The sequence below is a fragment of the Apibacter sp. B3706 genome (genome assembly GCF_011082725.1).
GTDB lineage: Bacteria > Bacteroidota > Bacteroidia > Flavobacteriales > Weeksellaceae > Apibacter.
This window is the reverse complement of sequence record NZ_CP049715.1, coordinates 1,562,206-1,578,053: the sequence shown is the minus strand read 5'-3', so window position 1 is coordinate 1,578,053 and position 15,848 is coordinate 1,562,206. Positions and strand designations below refer to the sequence as shown.

The following is a 15,848-nucleotide window of genomic DNA, read 5'->3' as shown; positions in this document are numbered from 1 at the left end:
TGCTAAGTAGATCAATATTCATACTAATTACTATATGCTTGGGATTATTTATCCAGGCTCAGGATATTGATTGGAAAAATCCAAATTTCAAGTGTAAAAAAATTGTAATAAAGGACACCTTAGTAGTACTTGATTCTCTAACGATTATACCTGAGCCGATTTCCATAAAGAATAAAAATAATGAAGAAATAAACCCTAAATTATACTCATACCATTCGCCAATAAATGCGATAAAAATTGATCCTTTATTGATTGGTCAGGAATTAAAAATTTGTTATTACCTATTTCCTGAAAAAAAAGAAAAAATAATTTATTCTAAAGATACGTCACTAATAGTGAGAATTAATAAGCCTGTAAAACTATATGAAATAACTGAAAAAGTAAAGAAAAATAATGAATTTTTTCAAAATTTGACAAGTTCAGGGACCTTAATTAGAGGAATCACTTTTGGAACCAATCAAAGTGCTTCCGTTCAGTCTTCATTGGATTTAGAGCTCTCCGGTCATTTAAGTAAAGATGTTATGATAAAAGCAGCTATATCGGATCATAATATACCTATACAAGCCGACGGATATACCCAACGATTGGATGAATTTGATAAAATCTATATTGAGCTGTCTAATAAAAAATCTTACTTAAGAGCGGGACATTTAGATTTGATTCAAGACCAAGATTACTTAGCCAATTTCTCGAGAAAGATTACGGGTATGCAAATTGGAACACGAATAAAACGTACAAATTCATTTACCGATTTATATGCTTTAGGTTCACTTTCCAGAGGAGAATTTAATCGAATGAAATTTACCGGAATAGAAGGAAATCAAGGGCCTTATAAATTAAAAGGAAAACAGGGAGAACTTTTTATAATTGTATTATCTGGCTCAGAAAAAGTTTATATGAACGGTGCATTATTAAAAAGGGGCGAAGATCAAGATTATACGATCAATTATAATACGGGAGAACTTACTTTTACCTCTAAAACTTATATTTCGTCCAATAGTCGTATAGTAGTAGAATATATTTATAATACCACCACTTATACACGTTTTTTACTATATACGGGTGGAAAATATCAATCAGAAAGATTTACTTTTAGTGCCAATATATTTTCTGAAAATGATACCAAAGCTAGTAATCAGGAACTGACAGATAAACAAAAAGAAGTTTTACGTGAAGCAGGAAACGAAATAGACCGAATGTATGCACCGAATGCGGTATTAACCGAATATGATCCAAACAAAATTTTATATAAAAAAATTAATACGGGTCAAGAATTAATTTATCAATATTCAACCGATAGCTCAGAAGAATTATATACACTTTCATTTACCTATATGGGGGCTAATAAAGGAAATTATAAAATTGTATCACTTCCTGTAAATGGTCGTGTATATGAGTATATTCCTCCAATTGACGGCATATTACAAGGGGAATATGAACCCGTAACTCAATTGATTCCACCTCAAAAAACACAAATAGTTTCAACTCATGCAGAATATAGGTTTAATAAAGGTAATTTGGGTGTTAATTTGGCACTAAGCGATCATGATGAAAATACGTTTTCGTCTATTGGAAATGGCAAAAATAAAGGTTTTGCAAGCAAATTATATTTAAATAAGAATATAGATAAAGAATATTGGAATAGTAATTTTAATTTATCCCATATTTTTATTCAAAAAAACTTTCACATCTTAGAAAGAATTAACCAAGTTGAATTCGATAGGGATTTTAATATTTCACAAGAATTCAACGGCATAAATCAGAACCAATTAAGTCTGGGTTGGCAAAACATACTATATGAAAAATGGAAGTTAAATTACACCTTGAATTATTTAGAAGAAGAAAATTTTTATAAAGGATACAAAAATGATATACACCTGGGATATGCTACTAATAATACAGCCATATCTACAAATGTTAGTTATTTATATTCCAAACAACAAGACAGTATCCACTCAAATTTTATAAAGCATATTTCGGAAGTTAATCAACAAATAGGAAAGGTGAAAGTAGGAATCGGTTTAAAAGGAGAAACCAATAAAGTTGAAAACAATTTACTTTCAAAATATACCTCATCCAGTTTTAACTGGAATGAAATATATGCAACCTTACTCACAGATAGCGCAAAATTTTTTACCGAATTAAAAATTTATGCCAGAACAGATGATTCCGTACGTATTGGTAAACTGAAAAATTTTACCACTTCCTATGGAACGATCATAAACAATCAATTGATACAATCTCAAAATCATAATTTAAATATTGATTTCCATTATCGTAAAGTGCATTACAGTAAAGCTATATATACAAATCAAAAAGATGAAAATTACTTATTAGGATCTATTCATTGGAATAAAATGTTACTTAAAAGCGGGTTAGTCTTAAATTCTGAATATGAGTTGTCGAGTGGTCAGGAAGCTCAAAGAGAATTTAAATATGTAAAAGTGACGGATGGAAAAGGCATATATAAATGGACGGATTATAATGGGAACGGAATAGAGGAAATTGATGAGTTTGAAGTGGCAGAATTCAGCGATCAAGCACAATATATACGAGTTTATACAGACAATGTAAACTATTTAAAATCAAATAATAATAAATTACTGTTTACCATACATGTACATCCCTCTCGGTTTCTTAATTCCGACTGGTGGAAAAGAATAACCTTACAATCTGCTTTTCAATCGATTTCATCTTACAAGAAAAAAAATAAAACCGTTGAACTTAATCCCTTTTCCAATAAAGATCTCTTGTCTCAGACACAGAATATAACTACAAATCTATCATTTAATCGAATCAGTGTACACAAATGGACGGGAGCGTTTCAATTCATGGAAAATAACTCTACACAATTTATTTTTACCGGAAAAGACAAAAGAAATAGTGTCAATTTTCAAACTTTAGTAAATTATAAACCTTGGGATTTATGGATTTTTTCTCTTCAAAATAATTTTATCACAGATAAAAGTAGATCTCAACTTTTTGTTACCAAACGATTTACCATTGAAACCACAGCTTTTCATCCTTCATTAACCTATGAAATTCAAAAAAATATCAGCCTGAAAGCCTTACTAAAGTATCAACATAAAAAAAACAAATTAGGAAATGAACGGTTAGAATGGAAACAAGCCGGATTTGAATGCCATTGGAATGATGAGAAAAGAACCTCTCTTACCGGCACTTTTTCATATATAAAAAATGAATTAAAAGGAAATAATTTTTCCTTGGTATCCAGTCAGATGATGGAAGGGCTACTAAGTGGAAAAAATATGATATGGAAAGCATACCTTCAACGAGAACTTAGCTCTGTTTTTACATTGAATATTATATATGATGGTCGCAAAAGTGAAGATTCAAAAACCATACATACGGGAAGTGTTCAGATAAAAGCTTCGTTTTAATCATTAAATTCAACACTTAAAGATAAGATATACCAAAAAAATTTTGAATAAATGATTGTAATTTGGTAATCAATCATGTATTGTTTCAATCATGAAGTGTTTATAAATCAGATAATAACCATTTAATAAATAAGAAAAATTTCAAATTTTACTGTCATTTTTGGAAAAAAAAGATGGATTTTCCAAAGTAAAATTAAGATAAAATCGGTCGATTATATTTGTGAAATTTATTACATTTGGTTCATAAACTAAATAATTCTAACATAAAGCTTATCATGAAAAAACTGATTTGGATTTTTTTTGTTCTTGCCCTAGTAGCCAATGCTCAAGTTAAGAATCCTATCCAGTGGAAATCGGAAATAAAACATGAAAAAGATAATATCTATGAAGCCGTATTCACTGCAATTTTAGAATCGGGGTGGCATGTATATTCCAAAGATATAAAGGTTGAAAATGCAATTCCAACTTCATTTTCATACCCCGAAAATTCCTCAATAAAATTAATTGGTCCAACTAAAGAAATTGGTAAAAAAATTGAAGAATATTCCGATGTATTTGAAGGAACTTTGATTTATTATTCCAATAAAGTTGAATATAGACAACGAGTTGAGGTTTTAGGTTCTAAACCGGTTGTATTTGAAGCAGATGTTGAATATCAGATATGCAATGATAAAGTATGTTTAGCACCGGATGAAGAAACCTTTTCTTTCAAATTGATTCCTAAGTCAATAAATCAAGATAAGTCAACGGTCTTATTTAAAGACACGGTTAAGCAATTGACTCAACCGAATCCAAAAATAGATTCCGTTCTTTCAACTCCAATAAAAGATTCCGTTCAACCAATAAAAACAATTGCAGAAAGCAATAAAAATCAGATCATTATACCCGGCTTTAATATAGCTGAACCCATAAATAAAGATTGCGGAGATAGGATAATTAAAAAAGAAGGTTATATATGGATTTTTACATTTGGTTTTTTAGGAGGATTAGTAGCTTTGCTAACCCCATGTGTATATCCTATGATTCCATTAACCATATCCTATTTTACCAAACATGCTAAAAGTAAAAAAGAAGGCAAGAAAGATGCCTTAATTTACGCTTTTTTCATAGTCTTAATTTTCGTACTATTTACACTGCCCTTTCATCTTATAAGTGGTATAAATCCGGATATTTTTAATCAGATTGCCACCAATGTATGGTTGAATCTAATCTTTTTTGTGATTTTTATACTGTTTGCTTTTAGTTTTTTTGGATATTACGATATAACGTTACCCGGATGGATGGCTAATAAATCTGACAAGGCTTCCGAATCGGGAGGTATAATAGGTCTTTTTTTCATGGCTTTAACCCTGGTAATCGTTTCATTCTCATGCACCGGTCCTGTTTTAGGAAGCATACTGGCGAATGCAATTCAAAACCCGAATCAATTGACCGTGGCATTTGGAGGATGTGGATTAGCTTGGGCACTAGTGTTTGGAATATTTGCATTGTTTCCTCAATTTTTACATACGATGCCAAAATCAGGAGGATGGATGAATACCGTTAAAGTTGTTTTAGGTTTTTTAGAATTAGCTTTAGCGTTCAAATTTTTATCAAAAGCAGATTTAGTAGCTAAAACTTTCTTGTTGAAAAGAGAAATTTTTATTGCGATTTGGATCCTTATTTGTATTTCAATTGTATTATACTTATTAGGTGTAATTAAATTTCCTCACGATAATAAAAAAGTAAAAATCAATGTAGGAAGAATAATTGGGGCTTGTCTCTTTGGACTGATTGGAATTTATATGATCCCCGGATTGTTTCCTTCAGAAAAGCCTAATTTAAAATTGCTTAGTGGACTTACTCCACCTATGCAAATTAGCATATATCCAAACAACCAAAAAAATGGGGTTTTAGGATTGACCCTTTTTCATGACTATGAAAAAGCAAGGGAAATGGCAAAAAAGGAAAATAAACCCATTCTCATTGACTTTACTGGTTATGGATGTGAAAATTGCCGAAAAATGGAAGAATATGTGTGGAGTGAACCGGATATTTGGAATATCTTACACGATAAATTCATAATTTCATCTTTATATGTTGATGATTCAGAAGAATTGCCTAATAATGAGCAACAAACCCTTCATTTAAAAGATGGAAGAAAAAGAAAAATTAAAACAATAGGAAATAAATGGTCTACTTTTCAAAGGGAGAACTTTAATTCCAATTCTCAACCATTCTACGTATTAGTAACACCGGATAATAGAATTTTGAATTTTCCGGTTGCAGGTTATATGGATAAAGAAGAATTTAAAAATTTTCTGCTATGTGGATATACTACTTATGATGAGTTAAAATAAGATTTTAAAAGGAGAGAACTTAATTTAAAAATAATTAGTTAACTAATTGAGTGCATAAAATATGAAAAAAAAATTAGTTGTATTAACAGGAGCAGGAATGAGTGCTGAAAGCGGTTTAAGCACATTCAGAGATTCAGGTGGATTATGGGAAAATTATAAAGTGCAAGAAGTAGCCTCCATAGAAGGATGGTATAAAAACCCGGAATTAGTGCAGAATTTTTATAATATGCGCAGAGCAGAGTTGCAAAAACATGACCCGAATCGGGGGCATCATTTGCTGAAAGAATTGGAATCCATTTTTGATATTTCAATTATAACTCAAAATGTTGACAACTTTCACGAAAGAGCTCAATCAACACATATACTTCATTTACACGGAGAACTGACAAAAGTAAGAAGCGAAACTAATGAATCACTTATTTATGATACGCTACAAGATGTTCATATGGGAGACTTAGCAGAAGATGGTGGACAATTACGTCCCCATATAGTATGGTTTGGTGAAATGGTTCCTGAAATGGAAAATGCTATTGAAATAACTCAAAATGCCGATATTTTTTTAGTCATTGGAAGCTCTCTTCAAGTATATCCGGCTGCATCTTTACTTGATTTTGTTCCGGTAACTTCAAAAATATTTGTCATAGATCCTAAACCGTTCCGAACCTCATTACGCAATGATATCATATTCATACAAAAAGGAGCATCCGAAGGATTGGAATATTTTAAAGAGCATTATGCGAACGCTTTATAAATATAAATAATAAGGCATTATTAAAAAATAGAGAGTCAGTATTTTAACAATTTTATATATAAAATAATTAAAGTTTTTAACGGAAATAAAAGAATAAAAACTATGATATAATTTTTTATATTTGAAAAAATAATAAAGTATATACTATGAATATTATTCTTTTTGATGGTAAAGAGTATTCCGATCTTTTACCCTTAACGTTTACGCGACCGGTGGCAGAATTAAGGATGGGAATATTAACATTTGCAGAAAGATGGAAACATATTTTTCAAACGGAAAAAATCTCTTATCTAACTCAAGAATATCTTTCAGAAAAATATACTCTTCAAATTGAAGAAGAAAACGTATTTATAAATCCCGCCTATTTTCCAAATCAAGATTTTATTTACCAATTAAAAAATTTAAAATTCGGAGAAGCTTTTTATTATCAGGAAGAGTTGGTAGCAGCAAAAACTACTCTTGAAAATTTCCAATTAAATAATTTTGTAAAAAAATTGGATATAATATTTGAAAGCTTTCATATACAATATCCTTGGGATTTGTTTACTTATAATTCGGATGCCATTACTTATGATTTCCAATTAATTACACAAGGCAGAAAATCATGTACCTTATCAAATACCGTTAGAATCATAGGAGATCCTTCACAACTATTTGTTGAAGAAGGTGCCGTAGCCGAATGTGCAATACTCAATACCAAAGAAGGACCTATTTATTTAGGAAAAAATTCTGAAATTATGGAAGGAGCGATGATTCGAGGTTCCTTTGCCTTAGGTACGGGTTCTAAAATAAATATGGGAGCCAAAGTTTATGGCGGAACAACAATCGGACCGTATTCCAAAGTAGGAGGAGAAGTTAATAATATTATAATCTCAGGATATTCAAATAAAGGTCATGACGGTTTTGTAGGAAATTCGGTAATAGGTGAATGGTGTAATTTGGGAGCAGATACCAATTCTTCTAACTTGAAAAATAATTATGCAGAAGTTAAGCTTTGGAATTATACAAAACAAAAGTTTATTAAGTCAGGATTACAATTTGCAGGGATGATCATGGGGGATCATTCTAAATCAGCTATAAACACACAATTTAATACCGGCACGGTAGTAGGAGTTTCGGCCAATATATTTACTTCCGGTTTTCCACCTAATATAATAAAATCTTTCTCATGGGGTGGTAAGTCAGAGAGTCCTAACTTTAAATTGGAACAGGTATTTGAAGTTGCAGAAAGGACTATGAAAAGAAGGGGAATTGAATTATCAGAACAGGATAAGAAAATTATAGAATATATCTATAACAATTACTAATAATTTATACGGATTTTCTAATAAAGTATAATATAAATTTTTAATCAATTTGTATATGTTAAATTTCATTCAGTTAAATTTTTTGTAAGAAAAAAAAATTATAAATTTGCCCCTTGAATTAATTATATAAATTAATAATAAGATAGGATGGCTGGAACTTATAATAATGTTCTTGAGTTAATTAACAATACGCCGTTAGTTCGCTTAAACAGAGTAACAGAAGGAATGAAAGGTTCTTTTTTTGCAAAATTAGAATGCTATAATCCCGGACACTCAACTAAAGACAGAATTGCGCTTCATATTATTGAAAATGCTGAAAAACAAGGTTTATTAAAGCCAGGAGCAACTATAGTTGAAACAACTTCAGGAAATACAGGTTTTTCCATAGCTATGGTAAGTATCGTAAAAGGCTATAAATGTATAGTAGCAGTTAGCGATAAAACAAAACCTGAAAAAATCTCTTTTCTTAGAGCAATGGGAGCTAAAGTTTATTTATGTCCGGCTAATGTTCCGGCAGATGATCCCAGATCCTATTATGAAGTTGCCAAAAGAATAGCAGCAGATACCCCTAATTCCTTATATATTAATCAATATTTTAATAAAGAAAACACAAAATCTCATTATTTAAGTACAGGACCTGAAATTTGGGAGCAAACGCAAGGGGAAATTACCCATCTTATTGGATGTACAGGAACCGGAGGAACACTTACGGGAGCTGCACAGTTTCTCAAAGAAAAAAATCCTGATATTAAAGTGATAGGAGTGGATGCAGTAGGTTCAGTATTAAAAAAATATTTTGAAACAGGAGAATTAGACCGTAACGAGATCAAACCTTATCAAATTGAAGGCTTAGGTAAAAATTTAATCCCGGGTGCTTTAGATTTTTCTGTTATCGATCAATACGTTAAAGTATCAGATGAGCCCAGTGCCTATGCTACCAGAGAATTAGCTCTAAAAGAAGGAATGATGGTAGGATATACCAGTGGAGCAAGCTTAACAGCAGCACGTACAATAGCAGATACTTTTAGTGATAACTCATTGGCTGTTTTAATTTTTCCGGATCACGGTTCCAGATATATGACTAAAGTTTTCAGTGATGAATGGATGTCATCTCAAGGTTTTGTTAACAGCAAATTGAATGGGTTAGAATCTCACGCTACTGTAGAAAAAATATAACTAACTTTGGTTAAATTGTAACAATGGATATTTTTGAAAGAATAAAAAATAATCCCGGTCCACTAGCTAAATATGCGGACTATGGGGAAGGAGAATATATATTTCCTGTTCTAGAAGGAGAAATCAGCCCAAGAATGAAATTTAAGGGTAATGACATGATCATCTGGAGCATTAATGATTATTTAGGATTGGCTAATCATCCTGAAGTGCGAAAAGCAGATGCAGATGCAGCAGCTCAATATGGTATGGCTTATCCAATGGGAGCGAGAGCCATGTCGGGTCAGACTCATTACCATGAAGAATTGGAAAAACAATTGGCTAATTTTGCAAACAAAGAATCAGCTTATTTATTAAATTTTGGATACCAGGGAATGTTATCGATTATAGATACATTGGTTTCCAAAAATGATGTAATCGTTTACGATGTAGATAGCCATGCTTGTATAGTTGATGGAGTAAGACTTCATTTTGGAAAAAGATTTACCTATCAGCACAACGATATAGAAAGCTTGGAAAAAAATCTGAAAAGAGCGGAAAAAAATGCAGCAGAATCAGGAGGTGGTGTTTTAGTTATCACCGAGGGAGTTTTCGGAATGAGAGGAGAGCAAGGTAAATTAAAAGAAATTGTAGAACTGAAAAAGAAATACAATTTTAGATTATTAGTTGATGACGCTCACGGATTCGGTACACTTGGTAAAACAGGAGCAGGAGCAGGAGAAGAGCAGGGCTGCCAGGACGGTATAGATGTTTATTTTTCAACATTTGCAAAATCTATGGCCGGAATAGGTGCATTTGTAGCTTCTAATAAAGAAATAATCAGATATTTAAAATACAATTTAAGATCTCAAATTTTCGCTAAATCTTTGCCGATGCCTATGGTAATTGGTGCGTTAAAAAGATTGGAATTGCTACGAAGCAAACCCGAACTTAAGGATAAACTATGGCATAACGTAAAGAAACTTCAAGAAGGGCTGAAAGCCAGGGGATTTGATATCGGTAAAACAAACACTTGTGTAACTCCTGTATATATGCAGGGAGATCCTATAGAGGCTACTTTATTAATTAAAGATATTCGTGAAAATTATAAAATTTTTACCAGTGTTGTAGTCTATCCGGTTATTCCTAAAGGAATGATACTTTTACGTTTAATACCAACGGCTTCACATACAGATGAAGAAATTGATAAAACCTTGGATGCTTTCGAAGCTGTTAGAGACAAACTGGTTGGAGGCGTATATAAACAACAAATGACAGATTTAAATTTAAATATTTAATCTTTCTGATTAAATAAAAAAATAATAACCTGATTATTTTAAATAATCAGGTTTTTTTATGCGATAAGTTTTCAATTTATTTTTAAGTATTCAAATTATTAATCAAAAGGTGAAAGTTTAAAAAAAACTCTTTTAATTTGAATAACTATCCATTTTTATTATTCTTTATTTTTAGAATCTATAAGAATGGTTACCGGACCATCATTGAGTAAAGAAACTTTCATATCTGCACCGAATATCCCGGATTGGACAGGCTTTGATAATATGTTGGACAATTGATCTTTAAATTTTTCATACATAGTATTAGCAAATTCTTGTTTTGCAGCTTTTATATAACTAGGTCTATTACCTTTTTTTGTTGAAGCATGAAGGGTAAATTGGCTTACTAATAAAATGTCCCCTCCAATATCTAAAATTGATTTATTCATTATTTCATTTTCATCATTAAATATTCGAAGGTTACAAATTTTATTAGACAACCAATCTATATCTTCCCGGTTGTCTGCTTCCTCAATACCTAAAAGTATCAACAAACCATGATCAATTTGGCCAACTATTTTATTATCAACTTTCACGGAAGATTCTAAAACTCTTTGGATAACCACTCGCATAAAATTAAATCTTAAAATTATAAATCATTTAAAATTTTAGTAATTTCACTCAAATTAGGAGCTATAATAATGTCAACCCTTCTATTAGCTGCTTTTCCGGTAGCTGTGGAATTACTGGCTAGTGGGGCATATTCACTTTTACCGGAAGCGGTCATTTGCTTAGGCGAAACTCCTTCGGATTGAAGAATTTTAGTTATGGCGGTTGCACGCATTACAGATAAATCCCAATTGTCTTTAATGATTCCGCTACCGGCATATTTATCGGAATCCGTATGTCCTTGAATAATTATATTCAAATTTTTATCTTTAGATAAAACTTCGGAAAGGTCATGAAGGGCTTTTATACCTTCCGTTTCTACCGTCCAACTTGCTGATGGAAACAGAAGTTTATTCTCCATGGAAACGTAAATATTTCCATCTTTTTCTTCAACAGTTATTCCTTTTCCTGAATAGTTTTTTAAAGCGATTTGAAGTTTGTTTTTTAATTTGGAAACTGATTCTTTTTGTTGAGAAATTAAGTTTTCCAACTCATTAATTCTTTTAATTTTTTCTTGAAGCTGACCTTGAGTTTGCTCTAATTCATTTAATATTTTTTTTCTGGATTGTTCCGTAGTTTGAACTTGATCAACTATTTGTGCGTTTTTGGCTTTAAGATCTTCCATATCTTTAAGTCGTGTAGCATATTCTATTTGAAGATCTGAATATTCAGCATCAAGTTGCGCTTTCTTTTTTGCCAGGGCGTCTTGTTGTTCTTGTAATGAAGAATATTGGTCGGATAAAGATTTTAATTCGTTTTCTTTTTCTTGAATTGCTTTTTGACTTTTTCTTTCTCCTTGCAATGAAGCATAATATTTTTTTTCCAATTCATCGTATCTTGATTGAGGTACACACGATGCGGCGAGAATTACAAGAGAAATAATACAAGTTGCTTTTTTCATAATTAGATAATTTAATTAAAGATTTTGTGTTTTATTTAGGTCGAAATCAATACCTACCGGAGCGTGGTCGGAGTGTACTGCTTGAGTTAAAATATAAGCTCTTTGCAAATGTTTTACCAAAGACTTGGTAACCAAAGTGTAATCGATGCGCCATCCTTTATTATTGCTTCTGGCTGTTTTTACACGGTATGTCCACCACGAATATTGATTGGGTTCATGATTAAAAACCCGTAAAGTATCTACCAAATTACATTGATCAAAGAAACGATCCATCCATTCTCTTTCTTCAGGAAGAAAACCGGAAACTTTAGCATTTCGAACCGGATCATTGATGTCTATGGCTTTATGACAAATATTTATATCGCCATTTATAATAAGGTTTTTAAACTCTTTTTCTAATTTTTTAATATAATTTAATAAATATTCGCAAAATTTCATTTTAAAACCTAAACGAGAAATATTGGTTGCAGAGGGAACATAAACACTTAAAACTGAAAAGTTTTCAAAATTTGCTTGTAATACTCTTCCTTCTTGATCGTATTCTTGCTCATCACAACCATATTTCACTGAAACCGGTTTTTCTTTAGATAAAATTGCTACTCCGCTATATCCCTTTTTTTCTGCCGGAAACCAGTAGGAATGATAACCCAAACTTTCAAATACTGTTGAGTCGAATTGATCAGTGTGTGCTTTTATTTCTTGCAAGCAAAGTATATCAGGATTGGCAGATTTCAACCAATCAAGTAAGCCTTTATTTAATGCGGCTCTTATTCCGTTAACGTTGTAACTCAATAGTTTCATTTTACAAAAGTACTGTTTTTTATATTTCAGATTTTTATAAAAAAGCGTTTTACTTGTTAATAATAAATTAAAAAAGAAATGTTATTTAAATCACTAGTTTATAGTATAAAGTAACTACATAACAAGTTAGAAGTTTACAATTGGCTAATAAGTAGAGAGAGAAAAATATTTTAAAATTTGATATTTTATTTTAAAATGATGTATTTAAGACTAAGTACTCATTGAGTAATAATAAAATATGATATAATTCAGTTTTATTTAAATAGTATTATAATATAAATTTGCATTTTATATAAAATAAAATTACTATGAATTCTTTATATTTATCTGTATTAAATTTTATAAGTTCTCTGTTTTTATAGGTTGTATCTGATCAGGAAATCTAAATTTAAAAATTTCTATCAATGAGAGTAATTTAATTAGTAATCATTTATGAAATGTATTTGTAAAACTAAGGATAATGATATAAATGTGCTTGTATGAAGATTAATATTTTATTAGTTTTATTCTTTCAGTTCTTCCTAAGTTTTTCTCAAAAAGTTCATATTAAAGGAGAAATAAAATTTGAAAAAGTTAATTCCGGTCATTTAGCTGAAGTAATTCTGGCAAATCGAGATTCGATAGTAGGAAAAGTTATAGTCAAAGAAGAAGGTAAATTTTGTTTTGATCATTTGTCTCTAGGAAATTATAATTTGATCATTAAAGAATCGGAGGAAGTTTTATATGCTCAAAGCTTGGAACTTAAAGAAAATACTGATTTAGGTATACTATCCATAAGAACGCCTAACGAATTACAGGAGATATTAGTTACCGGAAAAAAAAGGTTAATTGAAAAGAAAGTTGACAGAACGATTTATAATATTGAAAATTCAATAGGATCCGCCGGAACAGATGTTTTAGATATTTTACACCTTATGCCGGGAATAGAGGTACGAAATAATCAATTATTTCTTACAGGTAAAAGTTCGGTAAAAGTGCTGATTGATGATAAGATCGTTTCTTTGAATGGTGATGATTTATTTAATTATTTAAAAAGTATTCCTTCTGACCAGGTAAAGAATATTGAAGTTATAACTACGCCTCCCTCACAATATGATGCAGAAGGTAACTCAGGTCTTATAAATATAAATTTAAAAAAAATCAAAAAAGATTTTTGGGCATCTAACCTTACGTCTTCATATAAACAAGGGTATTACGCATCAGGTAATTTTGGGGCAAACTTTACTTACAGTAAAAATAAAATAAACTTAGGCCTATCATCTAATTACTCGAACGGCAATTACAAAAATTTAAAAAAAAGTAAGGTGTATTATCCCGAGCAATTATGGGATGAAAAGGAAACAGGTAAAAATTATCAAAATACACTCAGTTCAAAATTTTTGTTAGATTATCAATTAACTTCTAAATGGAATTCAGGAATACAATATTTGCTCAATTATTCAGAACCGCATTCTCGATATAAGGATATAACAAATTTCCATACATATGAAAATAAATTGGATTCATTACTCAGGACTATAAGCTATGAAAATTCTACAAAAAGATTGAATTCACTTAATTGGTATTCACATTTTACCATTGATAGTTCAGGTAAAAAAATAAAATTGAATTTTGATTATTTTAACTACAATACTGAGAAAAAATACAATTATTTAACCCGTTCTTATGGGACTCACAACGATCTAATTACGCGTTATTTCCCAGTTGAAAATAAGGGATCGCTAGATATAGATAATTATAGCGGCCGGGTTGATATTGATTACCCCCTTTCTTTTATAAACTTACAATACGGGGCTAAAATATCTTTTACGAAAACGAAAAGCAGTTTAAGGAATTACCTGATAAAAGGTGAGAGTGTAATTGAAAAAACGCATCAAGATGACTTTATATATAAAGAAAATTCGCAAGCTATTTATGTTTCAGTCAATAAAGAAATGAAAAAATGGGATATTCAACTAGGGATTAGAATGGAAAATACGCAAACTCGTGGAAATTCCATTTCACTTAATGAACATAATAAAAATAATTATTTGAAATTTTTTCCAACCTTATATATACTTTATAAAGCAAACGAGAATAATTCTTATTCTTTTACCTATTCCAGAAGAATTGACCGGCCGGATTACAATTCCGTTAATCCTTTCAGGAATTATTCTAATCCCTATCAATATTCTGAAGGAAACCCTTTTTTAAAACCTGTCATTAATAACAGTATTGAATTATCTTATTATTATAAAGACATTATACAAACCATTTTACAATTTATGATTCAAAAAGATAACTTTAACGATGTTACCTATTTGGATAAAGATAGTTATATACAAGCAACAAAAGTGGAGAATTATTTTGATAATTACGGAGTAGGGATAATTCAATCTTTTACCTATACTAAATTGAATTGGTTGCAAAGTAATCTAATGTTAGTCGGGGGATATCTATATTTAAAATCTAAAATTTATCCGATCACGGATAAATCTCAAGAAGGATTTATGGGTAGAATACAAGCTAATAATACATTTATCCTTAATAAAAGTAAGACATTGTCAGCAGACTTGATAATTTCTTATTACCCGCGCAGTCAAGGAGCTTTAAGTACCAATTATTCATTAACGCAAATGGATATGTTTTTTAAAGCTCTACTGTTGGATAAAAAAATGCAATTATCCTTACAGGTTACTAATCTATTTAATGCAGATCAATTTAGAAATAAAAGCACCAATAACGGCATAAGTGCTAAATATAGGGGGTATTATGAATCTCCTTCAATACGAATATCACTAAGCTATAAATTAGGAAGTTCAACAGTAAAAGAAAAAAATATTGAGGGAAGTAATACAGAAGATCAGAATAGAATTAAATAAAAAATACTGATTGCAATCGTTGTCCATAAATGAGTCAAGACACAAAAAGGTTACTCTAAAATTTTCAATAATTAATCAAATATGAAAACAACAAAAAAAGTTGACGTTAAAAAATTTGAAACATTACAAACGTCAGGAGAAGTTTTAAAAGGAGGTTTTTCAAAATCATTAACAGCAGTTGATGCTAAGGATGTAATGGGTGGATGTATGAATGTAGGAATTTGTATAAATAAATGTACGGGTCCGGTTAGATGGAAATGTTAACAATCTTACTTTAATCTAACAGAGTATTGTTAGCAGCAATACTCTGTTATGGACTATTATATATAAGTTTAAAAAAATGTCAGCTGGATTTTTATAAAGCTTTATAAATATGTAAAAAATGAGTA

The 15,848-nt window shown here is 30.5% G+C and carries 11 protein-coding genes; 8 read left to right on the top strand and 3 right to left on the bottom strand.

Going from position 1 to position 15,848, the window contains the following annotated elements; genetic code table 11:
• The first annotated feature begins 38 nt into the window (after positions 1-38).
• From G8C41_RS06995 to G8C41_RS06970, 6 genes are all read left to right on the top strand, one after another.
• Positions 39-3,401: a hypothetical protein gene (locus G8C41_RS06995; protein WP_166006908.1), complete on the top strand. Its 3,363-nt coding sequence runs from the start codon at positions 39-41 to the stop codon at positions 3,399-3,401.
• 275 nt (positions 3,402-3,676) lie between these two features.
• Positions 3,677-5,740, top strand: a complete 2,064-nt coding sequence (locus tag G8C41_RS06990; RefSeq protein WP_166006906.1) for a protein-disulfide reductase DsbD family protein — start codon at positions 3,677-3,679, stop codon at positions 5,738-5,740.
• Between the two features lie 61 nt (positions 5,741-5,801).
• Complete coding sequence (locus tag G8C41_RS06985) at positions 5,802-6,491, top strand: SIR2 family NAD-dependent protein deacylase (protein WP_160542623.1); 690 nt, start codon at positions 5,802-5,804, stop codon at positions 6,489-6,491.
• Positions 6,492-6,637: 146 nt separating this feature from the next.
• Positions 6,638-7,798, top strand: a complete 1,161-nt coding sequence (locus G8C41_RS06980) for a GlmU family protein (RefSeq protein ID WP_166006904.1) — start codon at positions 6,638-6,640, stop codon at positions 7,796-7,798.
• Positions 7,799-7,945: 147 nt separating this feature from the next.
• Complete coding sequence (locus G8C41_RS06975) at positions 7,946-8,974, top strand: PLP-dependent cysteine synthase family protein (RefSeq protein WP_166006902.1); 1,029 nt, start codon at positions 7,946-7,948, stop codon at positions 8,972-8,974.
• Positions 8,975-8,997: 23 nt separating this feature from the next.
• Entirely contained in the window at positions 8,998-10,248 is a 1,251-nt protein-coding gene (locus tag G8C41_RS06970) for an aminotransferase class I/II-fold pyridoxal phosphate-dependent enzyme (RefSeq protein WP_105297230.1), read from the top strand.
• A gap of 158 nt (positions 10,249-10,406) precedes the next feature.
• Here G8C41_RS06970 and dtd read toward each other — a convergent pair whose 3' ends face one another.
• The 3 genes from dtd to G8C41_RS06955 are packed head-to-tail and all read right to left on the bottom strand — an operon-like array spanning position 10,407 to position 12,598.
• Entirely contained in the window at positions 10,407-10,859 is a 453-nt protein-coding gene (gene dtd / locus G8C41_RS06965) for a D-aminoacyl-tRNA deacylase (protein ID WP_105297229.1), read from the bottom strand.
• A gap of 17 nt (positions 10,860-10,876) precedes the next feature.
• Positions 10,877-11,797 (bottom strand): flagellar motor protein MotB, encoded by a 921-nt coding sequence (locus G8C41_RS06960; protein WP_166006900.1) that lies wholly within the window; start codon positions 11,795-11,797, stop codon positions 10,877-10,879.
• A 15-nt stretch (positions 11,798-11,812) separates the two neighbouring features.
• On the bottom strand, positions 11,813-12,598 hold the full coding sequence (locus tag G8C41_RS06955; protein ID WP_166006898.1) for an exodeoxyribonuclease III: 786 nt from the start codon (positions 12,596-12,598) through the stop codon (positions 11,813-11,815).
• Between the two features lie 479 nt (positions 12,599-13,077).
• Here G8C41_RS06955 and G8C41_RS06950 point away from each other — a divergent pair, with 479 nt between their 5' ends.
• Positions 13,078-15,459 (top strand): TonB-dependent receptor domain-containing protein, encoded by a 2,382-nt coding sequence (locus tag G8C41_RS06950; RefSeq protein WP_166006896.1) that lies wholly within the window; start codon positions 13,078-13,080, stop codon positions 15,457-15,459.
• An 81-nt stretch (positions 15,460-15,540) separates the two neighbouring features.
• Positions 15,541-15,723 (top strand): hypothetical protein, encoded by a 183-nt coding sequence (locus G8C41_RS06945; RefSeq protein ID WP_160542617.1) that lies wholly within the window; start codon positions 15,541-15,543, stop codon positions 15,721-15,723.
• The last annotated feature ends 125 nt before the right edge of the window (positions 15,724-15,848 follow it).

What these genes read in the sequence shown, in the direction of transcription:
- G8C41_RS06950 (WP_166006896.1), top strand. Translation starts at nt 13,078, where the DNA reads ATGAAGATTAATATTTTATTAGTTTTATTCTTTCAGTTCTTCCTAAGT.
- G8C41_RS06945 (WP_160542617.1), top strand. Translation starts at nt 15,541, where the DNA reads ATGAAAACAACAAAAAAAGTTGACGTTAAAAAATTTGAAACATTACAA.
- G8C41_RS06970 (WP_105297230.1), top strand. Translation starts at nt 8,998, where the DNA reads ATGGATATTTTTGAAAGAATAAAAAATAATCCCGGTCCACTAGCTAAA.
- G8C41_RS06980 (WP_166006904.1), top strand. Translation starts at nt 6,638, where the DNA reads ATGAATATTATTCTTTTTGATGGTAAAGAGTATTCCGATCTTTTACCC.
- G8C41_RS06985 (WP_160542623.1), top strand. Translation starts at nt 5,802, where the DNA reads ATGAAAAAAAAATTAGTTGTATTAACAGGAGCAGGAATGAGTGCTGAA.
- G8C41_RS06955 (WP_166006898.1), bottom strand. Translation starts at nt 12,598, where the DNA reads ATGAAACTATTGAGTTACAACGTTAACGGAATAAGAGCCGCATTAAAT.
- G8C41_RS06990 (WP_166006906.1), top strand. Translation starts at nt 3,677, where the DNA reads ATGAAAAAACTGATTTGGATTTTTTTTGTTCTTGCCCTAGTAGCCAAT.
- dtd (WP_105297229.1), bottom strand. Translation starts at nt 10,859, where the DNA reads ATGCGAGTGGTTATCCAAAGAGTTTTAGAATCTTCCGTGAAAGTTGAT.
- G8C41_RS06975 (WP_166006902.1), top strand. Translation starts at nt 7,946, where the DNA reads ATGGCTGGAACTTATAATAATGTTCTTGAGTTAATTAACAATACGCCG.
- G8C41_RS06960 (WP_166006900.1), bottom strand. Translation starts at nt 11,797, where the DNA reads ATGAAAAAAGCAACTTGTATTATTTCTCTTGTAATTCTCGCCGCATCG.